This is a genomic window from Rhizomicrobium sp., assembly GCA_037200045.1.
GTDB lineage: Bacteria > Pseudomonadota > Alphaproteobacteria > Micropepsales > Micropepsaceae > Rhizomicrobium.
The window spans coordinates 2861165-2884903 of sequence record JBBCHM010000001.1 but is presented as its reverse complement, the minus strand read 5'-3'; the positions used below and the strand labels follow the sequence as shown (position 1 = coordinate 2884903).

Sequence of the window (23739 nt, the reverse complement as noted above, 5' to 3'; positions counted from 1 at the left end):
CGTCAGGCGCGTTCGACCTCCAATCCGTCGGCCGCCAGCGCGGCCAGGAATTCGGCGGCGTCGAACATCGCGCCCAGCGTCGTGACGCCTCGCGTCCTGTTGCGGCCGTCCAGGATGCGGCTTGCGGCTTCGGCGGCGATCGGCCCGGTGATGGCATAGATGTCCTGGCCGCGCGCGACCGCGCGGCGCTCCCGCGCGCCCTTGCGGACGCGCACCTCCATGACGAAGCGCTGCGCCGAGCGTCCCGCCGCATCGACCGCCGCGGGGCCGGGCGTCCGGGGATCGCCGATCTCGCGCAGCGGCGCAAGGTTCATGTAGGAGCCGATCGCGGACACGTTCAGGTGATGCGCGATGGTGACGATCTCGGTGAAAGGCAGCGCGACGACTTCTTGCGAACCGAAGGGCGGCGGAAACTCCCAGGCGCGGGCCGGCGCCGGATCGGCGAGGTCTTGGAACCGCCCGCCGGACAGGACGAAGCGCGGAACGGTATTGCGCCGGCCGGTCAGCCGCGTGCCCAATGTCGGCTTCCAGCCGTCGAGCGCGACGGCGATATCGATCGCGTCGGCGCCGTCCCAATCGGCCATCGCCGCCGTCGCCAGCAGATCGGCCAGCCCGCCATAGAACGCGGCGGCCGGCACGACCGCCACGCCGGCCGCGCGCGCCGCGGCGCCATGGCCTTCAAAGATCGCCCGGGCGGATGCCTGCTCCGCCGCGACGTCGAGATAGGCGATCCGCGCGCGCAACGCGGCGTCGAGGACCGGCAAGGCGGTGTCGAGGAACGGGCCGGCGCAATGGATGACCGCCGCCGCGCCCTCGAAGGCGCGGTCCAGCGCGGCGGCATCGGCGATGTCGGCGACCCGGATCTCCGCATCGCCCGGCGCGGCGGCGCGCAGCTTTTCCGCATCGCGGCCGCAGAGGATCGGGCGCAGCCCGCGGCGGCGCAATTGCGCCGCCACGAAACGGCCGGTGTGCCCGCCCGCGCCATAGACCGCCACGTTCCGGGAATCCGCCATGACGCTACAGACCTGTATGTTTCGTTGCCAAGCTAGCTACAGACCTGTAGCGTGTCAAACCGAAATCCGGAGGCGACGGTGGCAAGATCGCAGGCGACGACGAAACGGGACGGCATGGCCGCGGCGCGCGGCGCGGGGCGGCTGCGCGAGCGCATCCTCGACGTCGCCTCGGGGCTGTTCTACCGCGAAGGGGTGCGCGCCGTCGGCGTCGATCTGGTGGTCGAGCGCGCGGGCGTCGCCAAGACCAGCCTCTACCGGCACTTTCCCACCAAGGACGATCTCATCGCGGCGTTCCTCGACCGCGAGGACGCCGATTTCTGGCGCCATTGGGACGAAGTGGCCGGGCGCCATGGGGCTGCGCCGAAGGCCGAGCTCGACGCGCATATGGCGTGGATCGGGGCGCGGATCGAGCGGCCGAATTATCGCGGCTGCCCGCAGATCAACACCGCCGCCGAATTCGCCGACGCGCGCCATCCGGCGCGCCGCGTCGCGGCCCGCCACAAGAGTGAGCTGCGCCGGCGGCTGGCGGCGCTCGCGAAAAAGCTGGGCGCGCGGCGCCCGGACGAGCTGGCGCAGCAGCTCGGCTTCCTGATCGACGGCGCCTTTGTCAGCGGACAGGTCGCGGCCAGGGGACAGGCCACCCAGACGCTTCAGCGCGCCGCCAACGCCCTGCTCGCCGGCGCGAAGGCCGAAGCCTGAACGCCCTCTTCTCGGCGGGCGCAAGGGAGTAGTCTCTCGTCATGGCCTCCGAACCGATTCCCGCGCGCGAATGGCGCCGCCTGCCCGCGCTTGTGCCGGCGCCGGGCGGAGCCGTTATTTGCGACGCCGACGGCGACTGCAAGCGCGTCGGCCTCGACGAGGCGCGGCGACTGTTCCGCTCGGGCAATGCGCTGGTCGCGCATGCGGCCTTCGTGTCCGGCCGGCTGAAGACGCCGCCGGCGGGAGCGCTCTACGACGTCCTCGAACTGTTCGCTTTCATACGGCCAGGCGCGCCGTTCATCCCGAGCGCGCTGGGACTGGCGCGCGCCATGGGCCTTCCCATCCCGCACGGGCCCGAGGAACAGGCGGCCGCGTTGCGCGAGACCGCGACCGGACTGATCGATCTTTTGCATCACGCGCCGGAAGCCGCGCGGGCGCAGATGCGCGCGCTGGCGGGCACGATGGAGCGCGCCGGCTGGCGCTGGGCGCGGCCGATCCTGGACGTGCTCGGCGATGCGGAAGGCAAAGCAACGCCGATCGCGGGCATGGAAACCTGGCGCGGGCTTCCCGAATGGGAAGACAGCGCGGCGCCCGACAAGCCGGGCTCGCTGCCGGTCACGGCCGGCGAAGCGCGGCAGCGCCTGGCGCAACTGGTGGGCCGCATGGGCGAGCTTCGCCCCGAACAGGAGGCCTATACCGACGCCGCGTCCTACGCCTTCGGGCCGCGCGAGACGGCGGGATCGCCGAAGGTCGCGCTGGTCGAGGCCGGCACCGGCGTCGGCAAGACGCTCGGCTATCTCGCGCCGGCCAGCGTGTGGGCGGAGAAGAACGGGCCGGGGCTGTGGATCTCGACCTATACGCGAAACCTCCAGCGCCAGATCGTGCAGGAGATCGGCCATCTCTATCCCGATCCGGAGGAGCGCGCCGAGAAGGCGGTGGTGCGCAAGGGGCGCGAGAATTATCTCTGCCTCCTGAACTTCGAGGAAGCGGCCAAGCGCACCGCGCTGGCGCCGGGGCAGCGCGCCGTCGCGCTGGGGCTGATCGCGCGCTGGGTCGGCGTGACGCCGGACGGCGATGTGTCGGGCGCGGGCTTTCCCGCCTTCCTCGGCGCCTCGTTGCCCTTGAGCGAAGTCACCGACCGGCGCGGCGAATGCGTCTATGCGGCCTGCCCGCACTACCGCACCTGCTTCATCGAGCGCGCCATCCGCCGCGCCCGCCACGCGCCGATCGTGGTGGCGAACCATGCGCTGGTGATCGCGCAGGCCGCGCAGGACTGGCTCGCCGCCGACGAGACGACCGATACGCCGCCGGAGCGGCGCGTGCGCTATGTGTTCGACGAAGGCCATCACCTGTTCGACGCGGCGGACTCGGGCTTCGCGCCGCTGGTCTCCGGCATGGAGATGCAGGATCTGCGGCGCTGGATCCGCGGGCCGGAAGGACGCGCGCGGTCGCGGATGCGCGGGCTTCAGGAACGCCTGCGCGACCTGACCCAGGACGATCCGGCAGCGCAGAGCGCGCTCGACGAGTGCATCGCCGCCTCCGGCGTGCTGGCGGGCGAAGGCTGGATGTCGCGGCTGCATGGCGGCGGCCCGCGCGGGCCGGGCGAGATGTTCCTCGCGGCGGCATACCAGCACGTGCGAGCACGCAGCGACGACGCCGACAGCTTCTACACGCTGGAAGCCGACACCCAGCCGCTTGGCGACGACGTGATCGCGGCGGCGCGCGAGCTGTCGCGCGGGCTGAAGCGGCTGGCGGCACCGCTGGTCCGATTGGCGGCCGTCCTGCGCAAGCAGATGGACGCGCTGAGCGAGGAATTGGAGACCTATTCCCGCGCCCGGATCGAGGCGGCGGCGCGCGGGCTGGTGTGGCGGGGCAAGTTCGTCGTGCCGACCTGGATCGCGATGCTCGACGCGCTGGAAGGCGAGCGCGGCGCGGAATTCGTCGACTGGTTCGAGATCGCGCGCGAGGACGGCCGCGATTTCGATGTCGGGCTGGAGCGGCACTGGATCGATCCGACGATCCCGCTGGCCAACCATGTGCTGGCGCCGGCGCATGGCGCGCTGATCACCTCCGCCACGCTGCGCGACATTAGTGAGAATGGAAGTGGGGGCGAGGGCGTCGACGACTGGCAGAGCGCCGAGGTGCGCACCGGCGCCGGCCATCTGCCCGAGCCGCCCCGGCGCGCCAGCTTCGGCTCGCCGTTCAAATATGCGCGGCAGGCGCGTATCTTCGTCGTCAAGGACGTCAACCGGCGCGACATCGACCAGGTGTCGGCGGCGTTCCGCGAGTTGTTCCTGGCGGCGGGCGGCGGGGCGCTCGGCCTCTTCACCGCGGTGCGCACGCTGCGCGCGGTGGAGCAGCGGATCGCCGCGCCGCTCGCCGATGCCGGCGTCACGCTCTATGCCCAGCATGTCGACAAGCTCGACACCGGCGCGCTGGTCGACCTGTTCCGCGCCGAGGAGAATGCCTGCCTGCTCGGCACCGATGCGTTGCGCGACGGCGTCGACGTGCCGGGCCGCTCGCTGCGCCTCGCGGTGTTCGACAAGGTGCCGTGGCCCAAGCCGACCATCCTGCACAAGGCGCGGCGGGCGCGCTTCGGCAAGGGCTATGACGATCTCCTGACCCGGTTCCGGCTGAAGCAGGCGTTCGGCCGGCTGATCCGCGGCGCGGCCGACAAGGGCTGTTTCGTGATCCTGGAAGGCGCGACGCCGACACGGCTTCTGAGCGCCTTTCCCCCCGACGCGCCGGTCAAGCGCTGCGGCCTGGCGGAAGCGATTGGGGATATAAGGGCGTTTCTGGACGGGGAAGAAGTGACCCCGGCCGGCCGCGCTTCTATAACCTCACCATGACCCAGCCCGACGACACCCTGTTCGGCGACGAGGCCGCCGATTCCTATGGCCGCCATTCGACCGGCATCCTGCCGAGCCATGTGCTGCGGCGGCTGATCCGCGCGCGCCGCGAGATCATTGCGACGGAGGATATCGAGGAAAGCCAGATCCAGCCCGCCAGCATCGACCTGCGGCTCGGGCCGGTGGCGTGGCGGGTCCGCGCCAGCTTCCTGCCCGGCCCGAACGCGACGGTGCAGGACAGGCTCGCCTCGGTCTTCATGCACGAGATCGACCTCACCAAGGGCGCGGTGCTGGAGACCGGCTGCGTCTATATCGTGCCGCTGCTCGAAGTCGCCGATTTCTCGTCGCGGGTCTCGGGCACCGCCAATCCCAAAAGCTCCACCGGCCGCATCGACGTCTTCACCCGGCTGATCACCGACCGCGCCCAGGCCTTCGACCGCATCGAGCCCGGCTATCACGGGCCGCTGTTCGCGGAGATATCGCCTCGCACCTTCCCCGTGCTGGTACGCAAGGGATCGAAACTCAACCAGCTCCGCATCCGGCGCGGCACGCCGCAATTCACCGACACGCAGCTGCGCCGGCTCAACGCCGAGAGCCCGCTGGTCAGCGGCGAGGCCGATATCGACAACGGGCTGGCGCTTTCGATCGACCTGAAGGGCGAGGGCGGCCAGCGCATCGGCTGGCGGGCCAAGCGCCACACCGGCGTGATCGACGTCGACAAGCGCGCCGCGCTCGCCGCCCACGAGTTCTGGGATTCCATCGAGGCCAACGAGGCCGGCAACCTCGTCCTCGACCCGGACGAGTTCTACATCCTGGTGAGCCGCGAGACGGTCGCCATCCCGCCCGACCACGCCGCCGAGATGGTGCCGTTCAACCCGCTGGTGGGGGAGTTCCGGGTTCACTATGCCGGGTTCTTCGATCCCGGCTTCGGCTATGAGCCGGGCCGGCCGCCCTCGGCCCGGGGCGTTCTGGAAGTGCGTTCCCGCGAGGTTCCGTTCATCCTGGAGCACGGCCAGGTCATCGGCAGGCTGGTGTTCGAGCGGCTGACCGACCCGCCGCCCGAAATGTATGGTGAAGGGCTGGGCTCGCACTACCAGCGCCAGGGCCTGAAGCTGTCGAAGCATTTCCGCCAGCCGTGACCCGGAACTCGGCGGCTGGGCGTCACCCTATTGTTGCCGCAAATCAACAGCCGGACTTTATGCGCATGACAGCCATGCGCGACCGTTGCGTCACGCGGGCTTCCCGGCACAGTTAGCGCGCCGCGGGTCCGAACGGCTTGGGGGTCAAGCCTCGCGGTTGACTAGGGTCCGCATTGAAGGGGGCAGCGTGAGGCGGCTACGGCACGGAAGTGCCGGCCGCCTCATGATTTTTCGCAGCCCGGCGCATAGCGGCGTACTCCCGCCACGATCCCGACTAGGATGGCCCGACACCCCGGGATCGATCCGTATGCGTATTTTCTTGGCGTTCCTTTTGGCGGCCCTCGCCGGGCCGGCCGCCGCCGCGACCGTGCCGCTCAACCCCAATTGGGGCGTCATCTTCCCCGCCGAACAGGCCCCGGCGCTGGCGCGGCAATGCTCGCGCAGCACGCCGCGCGCGCAAGGCGCCTGGCAGCCGCTGCCCGCCGACATCGCCAGGCTGGAGCCGGGCCTCAGCCGGCTGCTAGTCGACGCCAAGGTGCAGCCGGGCGCCTATTACCGGCAATATGGCGGACTGACCGTCAGCGGACGCCACATCATCTATGTGAACGGCGCCCGCAACGCGATCGTCCACGCCGACTGGCGCACCAACGCGATCTCGATCTGCGACGGCGGCGCGCTGGCCTTCGGCGTGGAATACGATCCGGCGACCGGCGCGTTCGCGCATTTTGCGTTCAACGGCCAATTATGACCGGCGGCCGTCACTCGTCGCTGTCGTCGCGCTGATCGTGCTGCGGCGCCCGGTCTTCGTCGTGATAGGTGCCGGAGCGATCGTCGCCGCGATCGGCGCCGTCACGGTTGCGATAGGAATCGTCCCGATCGCGATAATAGTCGTCGCGGTCGCGGTGATGATCGCTTGTCGCGGCGATGAGGCCGAGCGCAAGGACGCCGAGACCCAGGCCGAGCGCGACGTCGCCGCCGCCATGGTGATGCCAGCCGCGGCCATACCCGCCGCCGTGCCAACCGCGCGCTTCGGCCGCGGTCGAGCCCAGGAGAGTGAGCGCCAAGGCGGCGCAGAGAATCCGTTTCATGATCTTTCAGCCCGTTTGCGGCGCTTCATTGCGCCTCTACGAGCGACCATGACGGCTCTGACATGAACCCAGGCTGAACCGAATGCGCCGCGATTGCGGCGGACCGGCAAGCAAAGGGCGCGGCCACCGCGCGCGCCCTTTGTCCAGGCGTCAATCATCGGACGGATTCAGATTCCAGACATAGGTCGGCGTGCCGTCGGACTTGAAGGTCGAGAAATCGGCGGGCTCGCCTTCCGGGCAGGTCGTGTCGTTCGAGCCGGTGAAGAAATCATAGGGGCCGGGATATTCGACGCACTGCTTGATGTCGCTGCCCCAATAGGATTCCGAATCGCCCTTCACCTCGGCGCGCGCATAGAAGGTGTAGTTGTTGGTCCGGAAGATATCCTCGCACTGGCCGGCGCGGACCGTCGTCCAGCCCTTGTTGCGCCAGTCGGAGCCGCCGATCGGAATGTAGCTCGAGGCGACCATCACGGTCGTGTCGGTATGATTGCAGGCGCGCAGCGTTATGGTGCGGGCGGCGGCGGGCGAGGCCATGGCCGTCGCGATCAATCCGGCGACCGCGAACGCGATCGCCAAGGCGAATTTCCTTGCGAACATCGATTACCCCTTGCAGTGGCGTCCCGGACGTCGATTCCCGGAACGTAACAAAAAGTTTAGATCATCGACGCCTATCAGGCTAGGCCGGTTTTGCGGCTAGAATTTGACTATTGCCCCGCGTCAAATCAATCCGCCATGGCTTCGCACGATGGCGGTGGCGCGGGCCGGAGCCTCGCGCACGCCCTGGCGCAGGCGGCCGATGGAGATCACCGATTGAACGGTGGCGGCGTACTCGCCCGGAAGCGGCGCGCGGATCGCCACCACCACGCCGGCATCGATCATGACGGTCGAGCCGTCCGGCCGCGTCAGCGGCGCGAAGGCCTGGCGCGAGCCGGCGCGATAGCGCACGCCGGTGCCCAGGATGCTGGCGATGTCGCGGACATAGTTCGCGGTCTCGGCGGGAATCGGCTCCTTCAGGGCCGCGTGCGCGGCGAGCATGCCGGGCCCGTCATTGTAGGCCGCGAACATCGTGGGATAGCCGTATTGGCTGTAGAGCGCCCGCAGATAGGCGGCGCCGGCGAGCACGTTGTCGCGCGGATCGAAGGGATCCCTGCCGAGGCGGTTGGCGGCGCGCATCTCGGCCCAGGTCTGCGGCATCAACTGCATCAGGCCCATCGCGCCGGCGCTGGAGACGATCGGCTTGTTCTCGCCGAGCATGGTGCGCCCGCCGCTCTCGATCACCATCACGGCGCGGATCCATTGCCCGTTGACGTCGAAGCGGCGCGAGGCCTCGCGGATATAGGGCGTCCAGCGGTCCATGAGCTGGCGCGAATTCATCGCCTGCTCGATCGCGAAGGCGGAGGGCGGCCGCCGCGCCGCCGGCTTGGCAGCCACGGGTTTCGCCACCGCCGGCTTGCGCGCGGCGAGGCGCGGCGCGATGCGATGGGCGGCCGGTTTCGCCGCGAGGCGCGGCGGCGCGACCTCGCGGTCGAGGATCAGGCCCAAGACGAGGGCGGCGGCAAAGAGCGCAATGGCGAGGATCGCCGGCGGGAGCGCGGCAGGGCGTTCCATCCATGTCCGCAGGCTCGCATCGCGAAATACCATGGCGCTTTCTATCCGAGATGCCGCGCGAACGCCCACCCGCCAAGGTAGTCACGCGCGGCCCCCGGTTCAAGCAAGCCGGAACTTCAGAAATTGGTTTCCGCGATCAGCCGGTTGAGGTCGTCGGTCTCGAAATCGATCAGCACCGCGCCATAGCGGCCCTGGATGTTGTTGGCGAGATAATCGGTCAGGTGCGGATTGACGTAGTTCGCCGTGGTGGACGGCGCGCTGCCCGCGCCGTTGCCGCTGCCGTAATTCACGTAGAAATAATTCGTGTTCTTCTTCTTGGCCTCGTCGAGCAGCGATTTCATCGCGTTCCACTTGTCGCTGCGGGCGAAGACGGTCGCGACCTTCCACTGGTCCTGGACCTTGATCGGCACGGTGGCGCTGATGGTGAAGGTCTTGTCGTCCTCATAGGGCTCGGCCTTGAGGCCCAGCACCTCGCCCGCCGTGTCGGTGACGAAGCGGCGATAGAGCACGATCTTGCCGCGCGCGTCCTTCATCGCCGGCATGGTGTCGCCCAGCCACCAGCGGGCCCAGCAATTATACTCGTCGAGATACCATTTGAAGGTCTGTTCGAAGGTGCGCGTGTTGTTGGACGGATCGTATTCCTGCTTCACCGACATCATGATGGTCTCGGTCGGATTGGCGGCGAGGAAGTCGAGGCACACTTTCAGCACGCCGTCGCCGAAATTGATGTGCTGGTAGAAGGCGCCGTGATGGATCGCGAAGACGTTGTCGATGTGGCGGCAGCGGATGTCGATGAAGCGCACGCCGGCCTCGAGCTGGGCCTTCAGCACGCGCTTCTGGGTCTCGGCCCACAATCCGCCATAGAGCGCGCAGGTGTCGTGCGTCCCCGTCAGCGTCATGTCGCGCAGCGAGCGGGTATCGGCAATGTCCTTCATCCAGCTCTTGAGCAGGAAATTCTTGGACTTCGACTTCCAGGTGAACTGGAAGTCGGACACGCCGCCGGAGATTTCCAGGATGATGCCGGTGTCGCCGGCACCGGCGGTCAGATAGGGCGTGCCGCCATTGGTGATGCTCTCAAAGCTGCCGATCCACCAATTGTTGCGGAAGGGCGGCGCATGGCCCTGGGCGAGATAGACCACGGGCGCCACCGCGTTCACCGTGGTGTTGCCGTCCTTGTAGGAAAACTCGATCCGCGCGGCGAAACAGAGATTGAGCTTCTCCGGCTCGCTGTCGAAGCCCCAGCTCCTGGCGACATATTCGTGATAATAGCCGCCGCAGGCGTCGTTGAACGCCCTGGCGATGTCGGCGGAGCCGTCGCGGTCGCATTTCAGCGTCGCGACCCAGTGCCGGTCGGATTTCTTCTCGAAAGTCGGATTCGCGGTGCCGGACGGCGCGTGCAAGGTGCCGGCGACGAATGTCATGTTCTTGATCGTCAGGTTCGCCGTATTCGACTTGATGTCGATGTTGTTCGTATCGGTCATGGCAAGGTCCCCGCCCTGAATATAGTATCGAATATTACCGCAATACGGCTTCCTGGCGAGCGAATATTTGAACTTTACCGTCCGTCCGGATTGCGGCGGCCACATGCCGGCCGCGCCGATCGGCCGCTGGAACCGATCGACAGGCGGAGAGTTCCGGTTCGTCGGGCGCCTTTGCCATGCGACAGTCGCGTACAAGCTCCATCATGGCCCGAGACCTATACTGTGAGGCGGACGCCGCGGCGCCGCGGTGCTCTGCAACGCTCCGGAGATGACGATGGCCGATAGCCTGACGCCCGAACGTCTTGCCAGGATGGACGCCTATTGGCGCGCGGCGAACTATCTGTCGGTCGGGCAGGTTTACCTGCGCGACAACCCGCTGCTCGAAGCGCCGCTCAAGCGCGAACACATCAAGCCGCGCCTGCTGGGCCATTGGGGCACGACGCCGGGCCTGAACTTCCTCTATGTCCACCTCAACCGGCTGATCACCGACAACGACATCAACATGATGTACGTCATCGGGCCGGGCCATGGCGGGCCGGGCATCGTGGCGAACACCTATCTGGAAGGCTCCTACACCGAGCGCTTTCCGGCGATCGAGCGCAACCGCAACGGCCTGCAGCGCCTGTTCCGCCAATTCTCCTGGCCGTACGGAATCTCCAGCCACGTCTCGCCCGAAACGCCCGGCTCGATCCATGAGGGCGGCGAGTTGGGCTATTCGCTGCTGCACGCCTATGGCGCCGCCTTCGACAATCCCGACCTGATCGTCGCCTGCGTCGTCGGCGACGGCGAGGCGGAGACCGGCGCGCTGGCCGCGAGCTGGCACTCCAACAAATTCCTCAATCCCGCGCGGGACGGCGCCGTCCTTCCGATCCTGCATCTCAACGGCTTCAAGATCGCCAATCCGACGGTGCTGGCGCGCATCGGCCGCGACGAGCTGGCCGATCTGCTGCGCGGCTATGGCTATGAGCCGCATTTCGTCGAGGGCGACGATCCCGCGCTGGTGCATCCGGCGCTCGCCGCGACGCTCGACACGATCCTCGCGCAGATCCGCAAGATACAGAAAGACGCCCGCGCCGCCGGCGCGGCGAAGCCGCCGCCGCGCCCGCGCTGGCCGATGATCGTGTTCCGCACGCCCAAAGGCTGGACCGGCCCGAAATTCGTCGACGGCCTGCCGGTCGAGGGGACCTGGCGCGCGCACCAGGTGCCGATCGCCGATTTCGACAAGCCGGAACATCTCAAACAGCTCGAAGAGTGGATGCTGAGCTACCGGCCGCGCGAATTGTTCGACGACAACGGCAAGTTCCGCGAGGAATTCGCCTCCCTGGCGCCGACCGGCCACCGCCGCATGGGCTCCAATCCGCACGCCAATGGCGGCGAGCTGCTTCAGCCGCTCGCGATGCCGCATTTCCACGACTATGCCCTCAACGTTCCCAAGCCCGGCGCCTTCCGGGCGGAAGCGACCCGCGTGCTGGGCACGTTCCTGCGCGACGTGATGAAGCTCAATCTCGACCGGCGCAATTTCCGGCTGTTCGGTCCGGACGAGACCGCGTCCAACCGGCTGGAGGCAATGTACGAGGTCTCCGGCAAGGAATGGATGGCGCGGATCGAGGAGGTCGATATCGATCTCAGCGCCGACGGCCGTGTCATGGAGGTGCTGAGCGAGCATCTGTGCGAGGGCTGGCTCGAAGGCTATCTGCTGACCGGCCGGCACGGGTTGTTCTCGTGCTACGAGGCGTTCATCCACATCATCGATTCGATGTTCAACCAGCACGCCAAATGGCTGAAGGTCAGCCGCGACATCGCCTGGCGCAAGCCGATCGCGTCGCTGAACTACCTGCTGACCTCCCATGTCTGGCGCCAGGACCATAACGGGTTCTCGCACCAGGACCCGGGCTTCATCGACCACGTCGCCAACAAGAAATCCGATGTCGCGCGCATCTACCTGCCGCCGGACGCCAACTGCCTGTTGTCGGTGGCCGATCACTGCCTGCGCAGCCGCAACTACATCAACCTGATCGTCGCCGGCAAGCAGCCGGAATGGCAGTGGCTCGACTGCGATGCCGCCGTCCGCCACTGCACCGCCGGCGCCGGCATCTGGCACTGGGCGAGCAATGACGGCGGCGATCCCGACGTGGTCATGGCCTGCGCCGGCGATGTCCCGACGCTGGAAACGCTCGCCGCCGTCTCGTTGCTGCGCGAGCATTATCCCGACATCCGCGTCCGCGTGGTCAATGTCGTGGACCTGATGGTCCTGCAGCCGCAGTCCGAACATCCGCACGGCATGGAAGACCAGGATTTCGACGAGATGTTCACCCGCGACAAGCCGGTGATCTTCGCCTTCCACGGCTATCCGGCGATGATCCACAAGCTCACCTACCGGCGGCACAACCACGACAACATCCATGTCCGCGGCTACAAGGAGGAAGGCACGACCACCACGCCGTTCGACATGGTGGTGCTGAACAACCTGGACCGCTTCCAGCTCGCGCTCGACGCGACCAACCGCATCAAGCGCTTCAGCCATCGCGTCGCGAAGGCGACGGAGTTCTATTGGGCGGCGATGGAGCGCCACAAGCTCTACATCAGCGAGCACGGCGAGGACATGCCGGAGGTGCGCGATTGGCGCTGGAATCTCTGAACGTCCTGGCGCTGAACAGCGGCTCGTCGTCGCTGAAATTCGGATTGTACCGGACGGACGGCGCGTGGACGCAGACGCTGCTGTCCGGCGAGGCCGAAGCGATCGGCGGCGGCGCGAGCCGCTTTCACGCCAAGGACGCGGCCGGCCATGCGCTCCTGATCGAGGCGTCGTCGATTCCCGGCCCGCGTGAAGCGATCGGCCGCATCGCCGCGCTGCTTGCCGATGCCGGCTTGCCGGGGCCGGATGCCGTCGGTCATCGCATCGTGCATGGCGGCCCCAAGCTGCGGCAACCGTGCCTGATCGATGACGGAGTCCTGGCGCAGCTCGAAGCGGCGACCGTCTTCGCGCCGCTGCACATTCCCGCCGCCCTCGCGATCGTCGGCTTCGCGCGCGAGCATTTTCCCGCACCGCCGCAGGTGGCGTGTTTCGACACCGGTTTTCACGCCGGCCTGCCAGACGTCGCGCGCGTTTTGCCGATCCCGAAGGCGCTGCAGGCGGAAGGCCTTCAGCGCTACGGCTTCCACGGGCTTTCCTGCGAATCGATCCTGCACCAACTCGCGGACGAGGTGCCCGAACGGATCGTCATCGCCCATCTCGGCAATGGCGCGAGCGTCACGGCGATCAAGGCCGGAAAATCGGTCGACACCAGCATGGGCCTGACGCCCTCCGGCGGCGTGATCATGGGCACGCGCAGCGGCGATATCGATCCGGGCCTGTTGATCCATCTGCTGCGCGAGAGGAATCTCGACGCCGCGGGTCTGGAAGACCTGATCGACCGCCGCTCCGGCATGCTCGGGATTTCGGGCCTCGGCGGCGATATGCGGCGCCTGCGCGAGGCGGCGACATCGAACGCCGATGCGCGGCTCGCGGTCGAAATGTTCTGCTATTCGGTGCGCAAGCAGATCGCCGCGATGATCGCCGCGCTCGACGGCGCCGATTTGATCGTCTTCACCGGCGGCATCGGGGAAAACGACTTCGAGACCCGCGCCGCAATCTGTAGCGGCCTTGACTGGATCGGCGTCGGCCTCGACGAGGCGCGAAACCGGTCCACGGCCAATCCGATCAGCAACGCAACGTCGCGCTGCAAGGTGCTCGTGCTGCCCTCGCAGGAAGACGAGCAGATCGCCCGCCACACGGCGGACGTGGTTCGTCCGGCCGGCTGACGCGTCCTAGCGGTGCGCCCGCAGCCGCGAGGCGGTGCGATGGCCGAACACCGCGTCGGCGTTTTTCTGCTGGGCCTCGGGCATCGCCGCGTAGAGCGGCGCGAACGCCGCCGCCAGCTTCTTGAGACCTTCGGCATGCGCGACGACGATCGCCTGGTAGGACAGAAGATCGTCGACGGCGCTCATGCTTCCGGTCTTTTGCGCGCGGGCCTGGACGGCGCTGTCGACGGCCGAGGCGTTGTCCATCATCACCTGGGCGATCTGGCCCCACTGCGCTTCCTGGTCCGGCGTGATCTTCAACTGGTCATGCAGATGCTTGATGCGGCGCGCCACCGAGGAAGCGCGGTCGTGGTCGGCATGCGCCGTGCACGGCGCCGTCGGCCCGGCCGCCAGCGCCGGGCTGCCCATGGCGAGAACGCAGACCGCGACCGACGACAGGAGTGCCAGACGCGCCTTGGCCGATAGATGGATTTTCATGACGATACCTCTGGTTTCGTTGGATCAGTGATGCCCGCCGCCGACATGGCCGCCGCCGCCGCGGTTGCCGCCGCCTCCGCCATGACCGCCGCCGAAGCCGTGGCCGCCGCCACCGCCGCGATTGCCGCCGCCGCGATGTCCGCCGCCGTGATAGCGCCCGCCGCCGAAATCGCCGCCGAAGCCGAAGCCGAACGTGTCATAGACCGGCGGCCCGACGTCGTAGTCCGGGTCGCCATACATGTCGCCATAGGCCGGCGTGTCCGGCAGGCAGCCATAGCCGTATGAATAGTAATAGCCGGGCGGACATTGCACGTATTGCGCGGCCGCCGGCGCCGCCGCGAACGAAGTGGCCGTCGCCAATATGGCGCCGGCGAGCGAAAGTCTCTTCAGCGAAAGCCGTATCATGGGATGACTCCAAAGGTCCCGCGCGACGGCGGCGGACGACCATGGTGTGAAATAGACTTGAGCTCGACGGCATACAACAACCCGGCGCCGCCCCGGTTCCATCGCCCGGCGTGTTATTCTCGCCCATTGCGGTGAATACATGCACCTCACGTCACGGCGTGGTCAGGCGATCCGCAGGCGGCGAAAGAGCGCAACCTTCGCGGCGTCCAGGACGAAGGCCAAAACGACGGCGGCGCAGAACAATCCCGCCAGCACGGCAACCGGGAGCGCCTTCATCAAAATGCCGTTCGCGGCGAAGAGGCTGACGATCGACAAATCCACGACCGACGAGGCCAGCACCCACCGCCCCGGCATCGAGCTCCAGATATGGTGCCGCTCGCGCACGACATAGAACACCGCCTGGCCGCTATAGACCAGGATCACCACGGTCAGCGTCTGCAAGGACGCGGTATCGAAGTGGAACGCGAATTTGCCGGCCGCGAAGCAGCCGACGCAGAACAGCAGATCGACCGCGCCCAGGATCACGCCGGCGATGGTCAGATTGCCGATGCGCCAGACGCTCGGCGTCGGCGACGGCCGGACATTGTCGGTCGAGGACGACATGGCGAGAAAATCGCCGGTCACCATCATGAACACCATCAGCAGCGGCGTCAGGATCGCCTGCCCCGTCAGGACCAGCCCGGCGGCCAGGAAAAGCACCTGCACGACTTTGTGCACGACCGAGCGCAGCGTGTAGGTCAGGATGCGCTGGAACGTCGCGCGCCCTTCCTTGACCGCCGCGACGATGCCGCCGAGGCCGGGCTCCGTCAGCACCAGGCCGGCAGCCGATTTGGCGACATCGGTCGCGGTGAACACGGCGATGCCCATCTGCGCCTGGCGCAGCGCCGGGGCGTCGTTGGCGCCGTCGCCGCACATGCCCACGACATGGCCGTCCTTCTGCAGCGCCTTGACCAGGCGGTACTTATCCTCCGGCAGGACGCTGGCGAAGATCGCGTATTTCTCCGCCGGCAGGTCTTCCGGCAGCGGTGTCGTCGCCCAGGCCGCTCCGGCGATGCCGATGGCGTCCGCCACGACCTTGGCGGTGACCGGCGCGTCGCCCGTCACCATCACGGTCCGCACGCCGAGCCCGGCGAGCTCGCTGATCAGCGCCGCGGAATCCGCGCGCGGCGGATCGCTGAGCGCGATGAGGCCGGCCACACGCAGCGCCGCCGGCGGCCCCGATGCGACGGCGAGCACGCGATAGCCCTTGGCCTGCAGCGCATCGACGATGGCGGCCGCCTCGGGCGCGGCTTGCGACAGGGCTTGCACGACATCGAACGCGCCCTTGACCACCCGCGCCACGGCGCCGTCCGCCTGCCGCACGCTCGCCTCGGCGCGCTTCGCCGCGGGATCGAACGGCAGGAACGTCACCAGCGCCGGCGCATCGGCGACGACCTTTTTGGCGGCGGCCGCGCGGATCGCGGCATCGACCGGATCCTGTCCGCCATCGGAGCTTGCCAGCGCGGCCAGCGCCAGCACATGCGCCTCGTCGAAGCCCGGCATCGCGCGGACGTTCATCACGGCGAGTTCGTTGCGGGTCAGCGTTCCGGTCTTGTCGGAACAGAGGATGTCGATGCTGCCGGCCTCGTCGACCGCCGACAGGCTGGTCGGCAGGACGCCATTACGCGCCAAGCCGCGTGCCCCGACCGCCGCCGCCAGCGTGAACATCGACGGCAGCGCCACCGGGATCGAGGCGAGCACCGCGACCAGGATGAGCGGAATGATGTCGCCGCGCGGCATCGGCAGCAGCACGGCATAGACCGTCAGCAGCACCGTGACGGCGCCGTTGAACATCGCCAGGTTGCGCACCACGCGCAGGATGGCCTTCTGCTCGGAGCTCTCCACCTTGGCGCTGCGCACCAGCTCCGCGGTGCGTCCGAACTTGGTGCGCGCGCCGGTGGCGGTGACCTGCGCGACCGCCTCGCCGCGCCGCACCAGCGCGCCGGCATAGGTCTGCGCACCCGCGCCGGCCTCGATGGGCAGCGACTCGCCGGTGAGCATCGACTGGTCGATCAGGATCGAGCCCTCGACCAGCCGCACATCGGCGGCCACCACCGAACCCAGCGACAGCTTCAGCAGGTCGCCGGCGACCAGCGAGGTGGCGGGCACCGTCGTCCATGTCCCGTCGCGCTGCACCGACGCGACCAGCGCCAGGCGCGATTTGAGCGCGTCCAGCGTCGCCTGCGCCCGGCTCTCCTGGAAGAAGCCGATGGCCGCGTTGAAGATCAGAAGAAAGGCGACGACGCCCGCCTCGACATAATCGCCCAGGAAAAGTTGCAGGAGGATCGCCGCTTCCAGCATCCAGGGCACCGGCGCCCACAGCTTCGCCAAGGCGCGGCGCACCGGATGCTGCGCGACATCGACGATGGCGTTCTGGCCGGTCTGGGCGAGGCGCTTCGCGGCTTCCGCGCTCGTCAGGCCGGTCGGCGCCGGCGTGTTGGGCGCCGCCGTCACGGCGATGGCACCGAGGCAGCGGCGCGACGTTCGCCGGGCCTCACAGGCCTATCCAACAGCAAGACATAGCGCACCCTACGCCGGTTCGCGTGTCCCGGGTGTGTCGGAACGCTCATTCCCGCGTCCAGGGCCCGTAAACCATCCGGCCCGCAGGTCATCGCCCGCTCCAAGATATTCACTCACGTGATAGTGAATATTGACGGACCTCTCGGTTCGGGAGCATATTCGAAAAAAATCGGCATCCATGACGATGTCGAAGGGAGGGTTGTCCGGTGAACAGCAAGTCCGTCGCGCGCGCAGCGAAGACGTCTTCGTTACGAGCGACCTTCGCCATGTCGCGCCGCGAACCGAGCCTCTGAGCGGTGCCGGAACTCAAATCATCGACACCGCCGGCCGGCTACGGCCAGGCCCCCGTTTCGCCGGTCGCCGAGCCGGGCGCGCGCGCCTGGATCGTGCTCGGCGTGCTGTGCTTCGTCTATGTCCTGAACTTCCTGGACCGCTCGCTGCTGTCGATCCTGGCCAAGCCCATCCAGGACAGTCTGCACGTCTCCGACGGCCAGCTCGGCCTGATCGGCGGCCTCTATTTCGCGCTGTTCTACTGCTTCATCTCGATTCCAGTCGGCTGGCTCGCGGACCGGACCAACCGGGTCTGGATCCTCGCCCTCGCCTGCGCGCTGTGGAGCGCGGCGACGATGGCGTGCGGCCTCGCCGGAAGCTACGCGCAGCTCGTCGTGGCGCGGATGACGGTCGGCGTCGGCGAAGCCGGCGGCGTGCCGCCGTCCTACGCGGTGATCTCGGACTATTTCCCGTCGGGCCGCCGCGGCACGGCGCTCGGCATCTACAATCTCGGCCCGCCGATCGGCGCGGCGCTGGGGACGGCCTTCGGCGCCTCCATCGCCGCGGCCTATAGCTGGCGCGACGCCTTCATCGCGCTCGGATCGGTCGGCGTCGTGACGGCCTTGCTGGTGCTTCTGATCGTCCGCGAACCGCCGCGCGGCGGGCTCGACAAGCCGGCCGTCGCCGGCGACCCCCATTTCGGCGCCCCGGCATCCGGCTTCCTGCAGACGATCGCGTTGTTCTTCTCCAAGAAGGCGCTGGTGCTGGCCGCGCTCGGCAGCGGCGCGACGCAGATCATCACCTATGGCTCCGGCAATTTCTCGACGCTGCTTCTGATGCGCGAAAAGGGCATGACGCTGGGCGAGGTCGCGCTCTATTCCGCGCTGGTGGTCGGCATCGCGATGAGCGCGGGCATCCTGGTCTCCGGCCGCGTGATCGACCGGTTCACGCGGAAGTCCCGGCAGGCCTATGCCCTGGTGCCCGCCGCGTCGCTCGCGCTGGCCGTTCCGTTCTATGTCGGTTTCGTGTGGGCGCCGTCCTGGCAGATCGCGCTTCTCTTCCAGATCGGCCCGACCTTCCTCAACTTCTTCTATCTCTCCTCCTCGGTCACGCTGGTCCAGGAAGAAGTGCGGCCCGATCAGCGCGTGCTGTCCGGCGCCCTGCTGCTCTTGATCATGAACCTGATCGGCATGGGCGTCGGCCCGGCCTATGTCGGCGCGATCAGCGATTTCCTCCATCCCGGTCATCCCGTGCACTCGCTGCAGCTCGCCTTCTACGCGCTGGCGCCGTTCTACGCCCTGGCGATCGGCCTGTTCCTGTGGCTGGCGCGGGTGTTGCGCCAGGAAGACCTTGCAGCCGGAGCGCCCCGCCGATGATCGCCTTGCGTCGTCTCTTCCTTTGCCTCGCGGCCGCCGCCGGCCTTGCCGCCGCCTCGTCCGCCGATCCCGCGCCGGTCGTCGATGCGCCCGCCGGCCAGGTGCAAGGCCAGGTCGAAGGCGCGCTGCGCGTCTTCAAGGGCATCCCCTTCGCGCTGCCGCCGGTGGGAGAGTTGCGCTGGAAGCCGCCGGCGCCGATGCCGCGCTGGACCGGCGTCAGGACAGCGACCGCCTATGGCCCCGAATGCGTCCAGCCCGCGGCCACGCTTTCGACGATCTATACCGAAGATCCGGCGCCGATGAGCGAGGATTGCCTGACGCTGAACGTCTGGGCGCCCGCCGACGCGCGCAACGCGCCGGTCTTCTTCTGGATCTATGGCGGCGCGCTCTGGAGCGGCGCGAGCCGCCAGATGATGTATGACGGCGCCCGGCTGGCGGCGCGCGGCATCGTCGTGGTCACGATCAATTACCGGCTCGGCGTGCTGGGCTGGCTGGCGCATCCGGCGCTGAGCGCCGAATCGCCGCTCGGCCTGTCGGGCAATTACGGCCTGCTCGACCAGATCGCGGCGCTGCGCTGGGTCAAGGCCAATATCGACGCCTTCGGCGGCGATCCCGCGAACGTGACCATCGCCGGAGAATCGGCGGGCGGATTGAGCGTCGCCTATCTCATGGCATCGCCCGAGGCGCGCGGCCTGTTCGCCAAGGCGATCGCGCAGAGCGCCTATCTGATTTCCACGCCCGAGCTGCGGCAGAGCAAATATGGCTGGCCGGCCGCCGAGCAGAGCGGATCCAATTTCGCGGCCGCGGTGCACGCGCCGAACATCGCCGCGCTGCGCGCGATGGACGCGACGGCGCTCACGGCGGCCGCGGCGGCGGCCGGATTCGCGCCGTTCGGCGCGGTCGACGGACATATCCTGCCGGCACAGCTCGTCGATGTCTTCGACAAGGGCGAGCAGGCGCCGGTGCCGGTCCTGGCCGGGTTCAACAGCGGCGAAATCCGCTCCCTGACCATCCTGGCGCCGCCGACGCCGGCGAGCCCGGCGGACTATGAGAAGGCCATCCGCGAGCGCTATGGCGACCTCGCGGACGCGTTCCTGAAGCTCTATCCCAGCGCCGGAATGCGCGAGAGCATCCTGGCGACGACGCGCGACGGGCTCTATGGCTGGACCGCCGAGCGGCTGGTGCGCCGGCAGGCGGCACTCGGCCAGCCGTCCTTCCTCTATTTCTTCGATCACGGCTATCCGGCCGCCGACGATGCCGGCCTGCACGCCTTCCATGCCAGCGAATTGCCTTACATGTTCGGCGCGCTCGACCATACGCCGGCGCATTGGCCCAAGATGCCGGCGACGCCGGCCGAGGCCGCCCTGTCCGACGCGATGGTCGGCTATTGGACGAGCTTCGCGCGCGACGGAAAGCCCGAGGCCGCGGGCGCGCCCGCCTGGCAGCCTTACGGTCCGCCCGGCGCCTATATGGCCTTCACGGACGCGCCGCATCCGTCGGAGAATCTGCTGCCCGGGATGTTCGCGCTGAACGAAGAGGTCGTGTGCCGCCGCCACGCCAACGGCACGCTGGCCTGGGCCTGGAATGTCGGCCTCGCCGCGCCGCCGCTGCCCCCGCCGGACGCGCGCTGCGGGAAGTAGCCGGATGAGGATCTGCGATCTCAGACTATCGACCGCCGATCTTGGAATATTCGGCCAGGGATTGCAGCGCCCCGAATGCGTCTGGGTCGACCGCGATGGCGTGTGGGCCTCCGACGCGCGCGGCGGCGTCGCGCATGTCCGCGAGCAGGGCGATCCGGCGCTGCTCGGTTCGGGCATCGCCGACGCCAACGGCTTCAGCCGCCGGCCGGACGGAAGCTTCGTCGTCGCCGGCCTCGGCGACGGGGGCCTGCACCTGATCGCGCCCGACGGCGCGACCCGCACCTTGCTGGACCGCTTCGACGGCAAACCGCTGGGCACGGTCAATTGCGCCTGGGCGGACGGGCCCGACCGCATCTGGCTCTCGGTGATGACGCGGGCGCCGCAATGGCACGCCGGGCTGACCTCGCGGGCGCCCGACGGCTACATCCTGCGCGTCGAGCGCGACGGCGCGCGCTGCGAGATCGTCGCCGACGGATTGGACCTCACCAACGAGGTCAAGGTCTCGCCCGACGGCCGCCATCTCTACGCTGCCGAGACCCTGGGCTGCCGCATCGTGCGGTTCGCGATCCGGCCGGACGGCTCGCTCGGCGCCAAGGAGACGGTCGGACCCGAAAGCCTCGGCCGGGGCGCGTTCCCGGACGGCTTCGCCTTCGATCGCTTCGGCAATATCTGGGTCACGCTCATCAGCCGGAACGGCCTGTGCACGATCGACCCGCGGGGCGACGTGCATGTCGTCTATCACGACACGAACGACGCGGCGGTCGAGGCCATGACCGTGGGCGTCGAGCAGCGCAACGGCGGCGTCGATCACCTGGTGGCCTGCGCCTCGGAGCACGGCCCGTTACGGCTGCCCACCAGCCTCGCCTTCGGCGGCCCCGACGGCCGCACGGCCTATGTCGGTTCGCTGCTGATGCCGCATTTGGCGACGTTCCGCTTGCCCAAGGACCTCGAATAGCCGGGAGGGCGTCAGCCCTTCAGCGTCAGGAAACCCGCGGCCATGAAGTCCGCCATGCGCGCCTTCACCGCCTTGAGGTCGCCCGACTTGCACATCCCGTTCGACAGCCGGTCGAGGCGGCCGCTGCGCGACAGCGAATGCATGAAGCTGCCCGTCACGAAGTGATAGCCCCAGAAGATGTCCTCCTCGGACACGTCCGGCAGGGCCTTGCGCAGTATCTTGATGAGCCGCAGCACCACCGGATCGAAATGCTGGTCGAACATCGCCGCGCCTTCCGGCGTGTTGGCCAATTGCGAGCCGAAGGCGCCGTAATTCGTCCAGCCCTCGCCGCCGCCCATGTAGATATCGAAGTCGGTGTCCAGGAAGGCGTGCAGCGCGCCTTCGACCGTCGGCTTGCCCGCCGCGCGCTTTTCATATTCCTCCAGCGCCTTCATCCGGCGCTCGGCGGTCACATGGGCGCGCCGCTCGAAGACCGCCTTGAACAGGGCGAACTTGTCCTCGAAATAGTAATGCAGCAGCGAGGTGTGCACGCCGACCTTCACCGCGACGTCGCGCAGCGTCACCCCGTAGAGACCGTGCTTGGAGAAGAGGTATTCGGCCGCGTCCAGGATCTGTTCCAGCGTCTCGGCGCGCTGCTCGGCCTTGGTCCGGGCGGGCTTCCTGGGCGCCGTTTTCCGGGATTTCGTCTTGCCTGGCGTCATCACTTCGACCTTTGCAACGTGCGCGTGGCAATCCCCGCCGGCGGCAGGACGATCCCCCGCCGCCCATCTAGGCCCTTGCGTATTCCGCGCGCAGACGATTTTTGTCAATTTTGCCGGTGGCCGCCAGAGGCATATGCGCCACCCGTATCACCCGGTCCGGAATCCACCAGTCGGCGACGTTGCCGCGAAGGGCGTCCAGCAGGGCCTTGTCGTCGATCGGGTGGCTCTTGCGCGGCTCGATGACGAGGATCGGCCGCTCGCCCCATTTGGGGTCCGGCCGGCCGACGACGGCGACGAGGCCGACGCCGGGCAGCCGCCCGACGATGGTCTCGATCTCGGCCGGATTGATCCACTCGCCGCCCGATTTGATCAGGTCCTTCGCGCGGCCCTCGATCGTCAGATTGCCGTCGTCGTCGATGCTGGCGAGATCGCCGGTGTCGAAATAGCCCTCGCCGTCCAGGGCGTCCGTCTCGGCCTTGAAATAGCGGTCGACGACGCTGGGGCCTTTGACCTTCAGGTGGCCGGTGACGTTGCGCTGTTTCGGCAAGGTGACGCCCGCGGCATCGGTGAGCTTGAGGTCGAGCCCGGCGGGCGGGCGGCCCGAGCCGACGGCGCGCGCGCGCCCATGCGCGGCCGCGATGGTGCCGAGCGGCGACAGCTCGGTCATGCCCCAGCTCGTCTGCACGCGCGCCTGCAGCCGGTCCTCCATCCGCGCGATCAGCGCGTCGGGGCAGGTCGAGCCGCCGATGAGCACGCGTTGAAGGCTCGGCACGTCGTCCCCGGTCGCGTCGAGGTGATCGAGCAGGCCCTGCCACACCGTCTGCACGCCGGCGGCCACCGTCACGCCCTCGTCGCGGATGAGGGCCGCCAGATGCGCGCCGTCGGACTGGCGGCCGGGCAGGACGAGCTTGGCGCCCACCGCCGGCGCGGCGAAGGGAAAGCCCCAGGCATTGGCATGAAACATCGGCACCGCGACCAGCACGCTGTCGGCCGCGGTCAACGCGACCGCATCGGCCTGCAGGGCGCGCAGCGTGTGAAGATAGTTGGAGCGATGGGTATAGAGCACGCCCTTGGGCGCGCCCGTCGTCCCCGACGTGTAGCAGAGCCCGGCGGGCGTCTCTTCGTCGAATTCGCCCCAGCGCGTCTGTGCGCCCAGTTCGGCAAGCAAGGTTTCGAACGCGAAAGTCCGGCGATCAGCAATCGACCGCGACTCGACCGGCTCGCCGTCCAGGTACACCACGGCTTCGACGCTCGGACAATGGAACACCAGTTCGAGCGCCAGATCCGCCAGTCCGGTCCCCACCGCCAGCACGCGGTCCTGCGCCTCGTTCACCATCGCCGCGAGATGGGCGACCGTCAGGCGCGGATTGAGCGTGTGGCACACCAGCCCCGCGCCCATGACGGCATAGTAGGTTTCAAGGTGATGCTGGGTGTTCCAGGCGAGCGTCGCGACCCTGTCGCCGAAGCGCAGCCCCAGCGCGGCCAGCGCGCCCGACAGGCGATTGCTGCGCGCGCGGAGCGCGGCGTAGCCGATCCGTCCGCCCCCCCGCCGTGACGACCTGACCGTCGCCGGACCACTTCGCGGCGTGGTCCAGGAATTTGTCGACCGTGAGAGCGTAAGATTGCATGAGCCTGTGTGCGACCGAAAAAACGCGACCGCCGGCTGGCCCCACAGCCG

The 23739-nt window shown here is 68.3% G+C and carries 19 protein-coding genes; 9 read left to right on the top strand and 10 right to left on the bottom strand.

From position 1 onward, the window contains the following. Positions 1–2: 2 nt before the first annotated feature. On the bottom strand, positions 3–1013 hold the full coding sequence (locus tag WDM86_14160) for a saccharopine dehydrogenase NADP-binding domain-containing protein (GenBank protein ID MEI9991176.1): 1011 nt from the start codon (positions 1011–1013) through the stop codon (positions 3–5). A 78-nt stretch (positions 1014–1091) separates the two neighbouring features. On the opposite strand from WDM86_14160, the gene WDM86_14155 reads away from it, so the two are divergent. From WDM86_14155 to WDM86_14140, 4 genes are all read left to right on the top strand, one after another. Next, positions 1092–1712, top strand: coding sequence for a helix-turn-helix domain-containing protein (locus WDM86_14155; GenBank protein ID MEI9991175.1), 621 nt, complete (start codon positions 1092–1094; stop codon positions 1710–1712). 41 nt (positions 1713–1753) lie between these two features. Beyond that, a complete protein-coding gene (locus WDM86_14150; GenBank protein MEI9991174.1) occupies positions 1754–4561 on the top strand; it encodes an ATP-dependent DNA helicase in 2808 nt (935 codons plus the stop codon). After that, a complete protein-coding gene (locus WDM86_14145) occupies positions 4558–5700 on the top strand; it encodes a 2'-deoxycytidine 5'-triphosphate deaminase (protein MEI9991173.1) in 1143 nt (380 codons plus the stop codon). The genes WDM86_14150 and WDM86_14145 overlap by 4 nt, the downstream gene beginning before the upstream one ends. A gap of 307 nt (positions 5701–6007) precedes the next feature. After that, positions 6008–6448: a hypothetical protein gene (locus WDM86_14140; GenBank protein MEI9991172.1), complete on the top strand. Its 441-nt coding sequence runs from the start codon at positions 6008–6010 to the stop codon at positions 6446–6448. Between the two features lie 10 nt (positions 6449–6458). On the opposite strand, the gene WDM86_14135 is transcribed toward WDM86_14140, so the two are convergent. From WDM86_14135 to WDM86_14120, 4 genes are all read right to left on the bottom strand, one after another. After that, positions 6459–6788 carry a hypothetical protein gene (locus tag WDM86_14135; protein ID MEI9991171.1) on the bottom strand — a complete coding sequence of 110 codons (330 nt, stop codon included), beginning with the start codon at positions 6786–6788 and terminating at the stop codon, positions 6459–6461. Positions 6789–6938: 150 nt separating this feature from the next. Further along, the gene (locus WDM86_14130; GenBank protein MEI9991170.1) at positions 6939–7385 is read right to left on the bottom strand and encodes a DUF1036 domain-containing protein; all 447 of its coding nucleotides are present in this window, start codon (positions 7383–7385) and stop codon (positions 6939–6941) included. Positions 7386–7505: 120 nt separating this feature from the next. Beyond that, on the bottom strand, positions 7506–8396 hold the full coding sequence (locus tag WDM86_14125; protein ID MEI9991169.1) for a transglycosylase SLT domain-containing protein: 891 nt from the start codon (positions 8394–8396) through the stop codon (positions 7506–7508). A gap of 116 nt (positions 8397–8512) precedes the next feature. Further along, positions 8513–9877, bottom strand: coding sequence for a phosphatidylinositol-specific phospholipase C (locus WDM86_14120; GenBank protein ID MEI9991168.1), 1365 nt, complete (start codon positions 9875–9877; stop codon positions 8513–8515). Positions 9878–10151: 274 nt separating this feature from the next. On the opposite strand from WDM86_14120, the gene WDM86_14115 reads away from it, so the two are divergent. Together WDM86_14115 and WDM86_14110 are read left to right on the top strand one after the other, a co-directional pair. Next, complete coding sequence (locus tag WDM86_14115) at positions 10152–12515, top strand: phosphoketolase family protein (protein ID MEI9991167.1); 2364 nt, start codon at positions 10152–10154, stop codon at positions 12513–12515. Continuing rightward, positions 12497–13678 carry an acetate/propionate family kinase gene (locus tag WDM86_14110; protein ID MEI9991166.1) on the top strand — a complete coding sequence of 394 codons (1182 nt, stop codon included), beginning with the start codon at positions 12497–12499 and terminating at the stop codon, positions 13676–13678. The genes WDM86_14115 and WDM86_14110 overlap by 19 nt, the downstream gene beginning before the upstream one ends. A 6-nt stretch (positions 13679–13684) precedes the next feature. Here the strand turns inward: WDM86_14110 and WDM86_14105 are convergent, their stop codons facing one another. The 3 genes from WDM86_14105 to WDM86_14095 form a co-directional block, all read right to left on the bottom strand. Continuing rightward, positions 13685–14155 carry a Spy/CpxP family protein refolding chaperone gene (locus tag WDM86_14105; protein MEI9991165.1) on the bottom strand — a complete coding sequence of 157 codons (471 nt, stop codon included), beginning with the start codon at positions 14153–14155 and terminating at the stop codon, positions 13685–13687. Between the two features lie 24 nt (positions 14156–14179). After that, positions 14180–14560, bottom strand: coding sequence for a hypothetical protein (locus WDM86_14100; protein ID MEI9991164.1), 381 nt, complete (start codon positions 14558–14560; stop codon positions 14180–14182). A 162-nt stretch (positions 14561–14722) separates the two neighbouring features. Next, positions 14723–17053 carry an HAD-IC family P-type ATPase gene (locus tag WDM86_14095; GenBank protein ID MEI9991163.1) on the bottom strand — a complete coding sequence of 777 codons (2331 nt, stop codon included), beginning with the start codon at positions 17051–17053 and terminating at the stop codon, positions 14723–14725. 362 nt (positions 17054–17415) lie between these two features. Between WDM86_14095 and WDM86_14090 the strand changes: the two genes are divergently transcribed. From WDM86_14090 to WDM86_14080, 3 genes are read left to right on the top strand one after another with little or no spacing between them, the layout of a single operon-like run. After that, positions 17416–18765, top strand: a complete 1350-nt coding sequence (locus WDM86_14090; GenBank protein ID MEI9991162.1) for an MFS transporter — start codon at positions 17416–17418, stop codon at positions 18763–18765. 5 nt (positions 18766–18770) lie between these two features. Beyond that, entirely contained in the window at positions 18771–20405 is a 1635-nt protein-coding gene (locus WDM86_14085) for a carboxylesterase family protein (protein MEI9991161.1), read from the top strand. Between the two features lie 4 nt (positions 20406–20409). Further along, positions 20410–21360 carry an SMP-30/gluconolactonase/LRE family protein gene (locus tag WDM86_14080; protein ID MEI9991160.1) on the top strand — a complete coding sequence of 317 codons (951 nt, stop codon included), beginning with the start codon at positions 20410–20412 and terminating at the stop codon, positions 21358–21360. A gap of 11 nt (positions 21361–21371) precedes the next feature. On the opposite strand, the gene WDM86_14075 is transcribed toward WDM86_14080, so the two are convergent. Next, the gene (locus tag WDM86_14075; GenBank protein MEI9991159.1) at positions 21372–22061 is read right to left on the bottom strand and encodes a TetR/AcrR family transcriptional regulator; all 690 of its coding nucleotides are present in this window, start codon (positions 22059–22061) and stop codon (positions 21372–21374) included. 67 nt (positions 22062–22128) lie between these two features. After that, entirely contained in the window at positions 22129–23736 is a 1608-nt protein-coding gene (locus tag WDM86_14070) for an AMP-binding protein (protein ID MEI9991158.1), read from the bottom strand. Between the last annotated feature and the right edge of the window lie 3 nt (positions 23737–23739).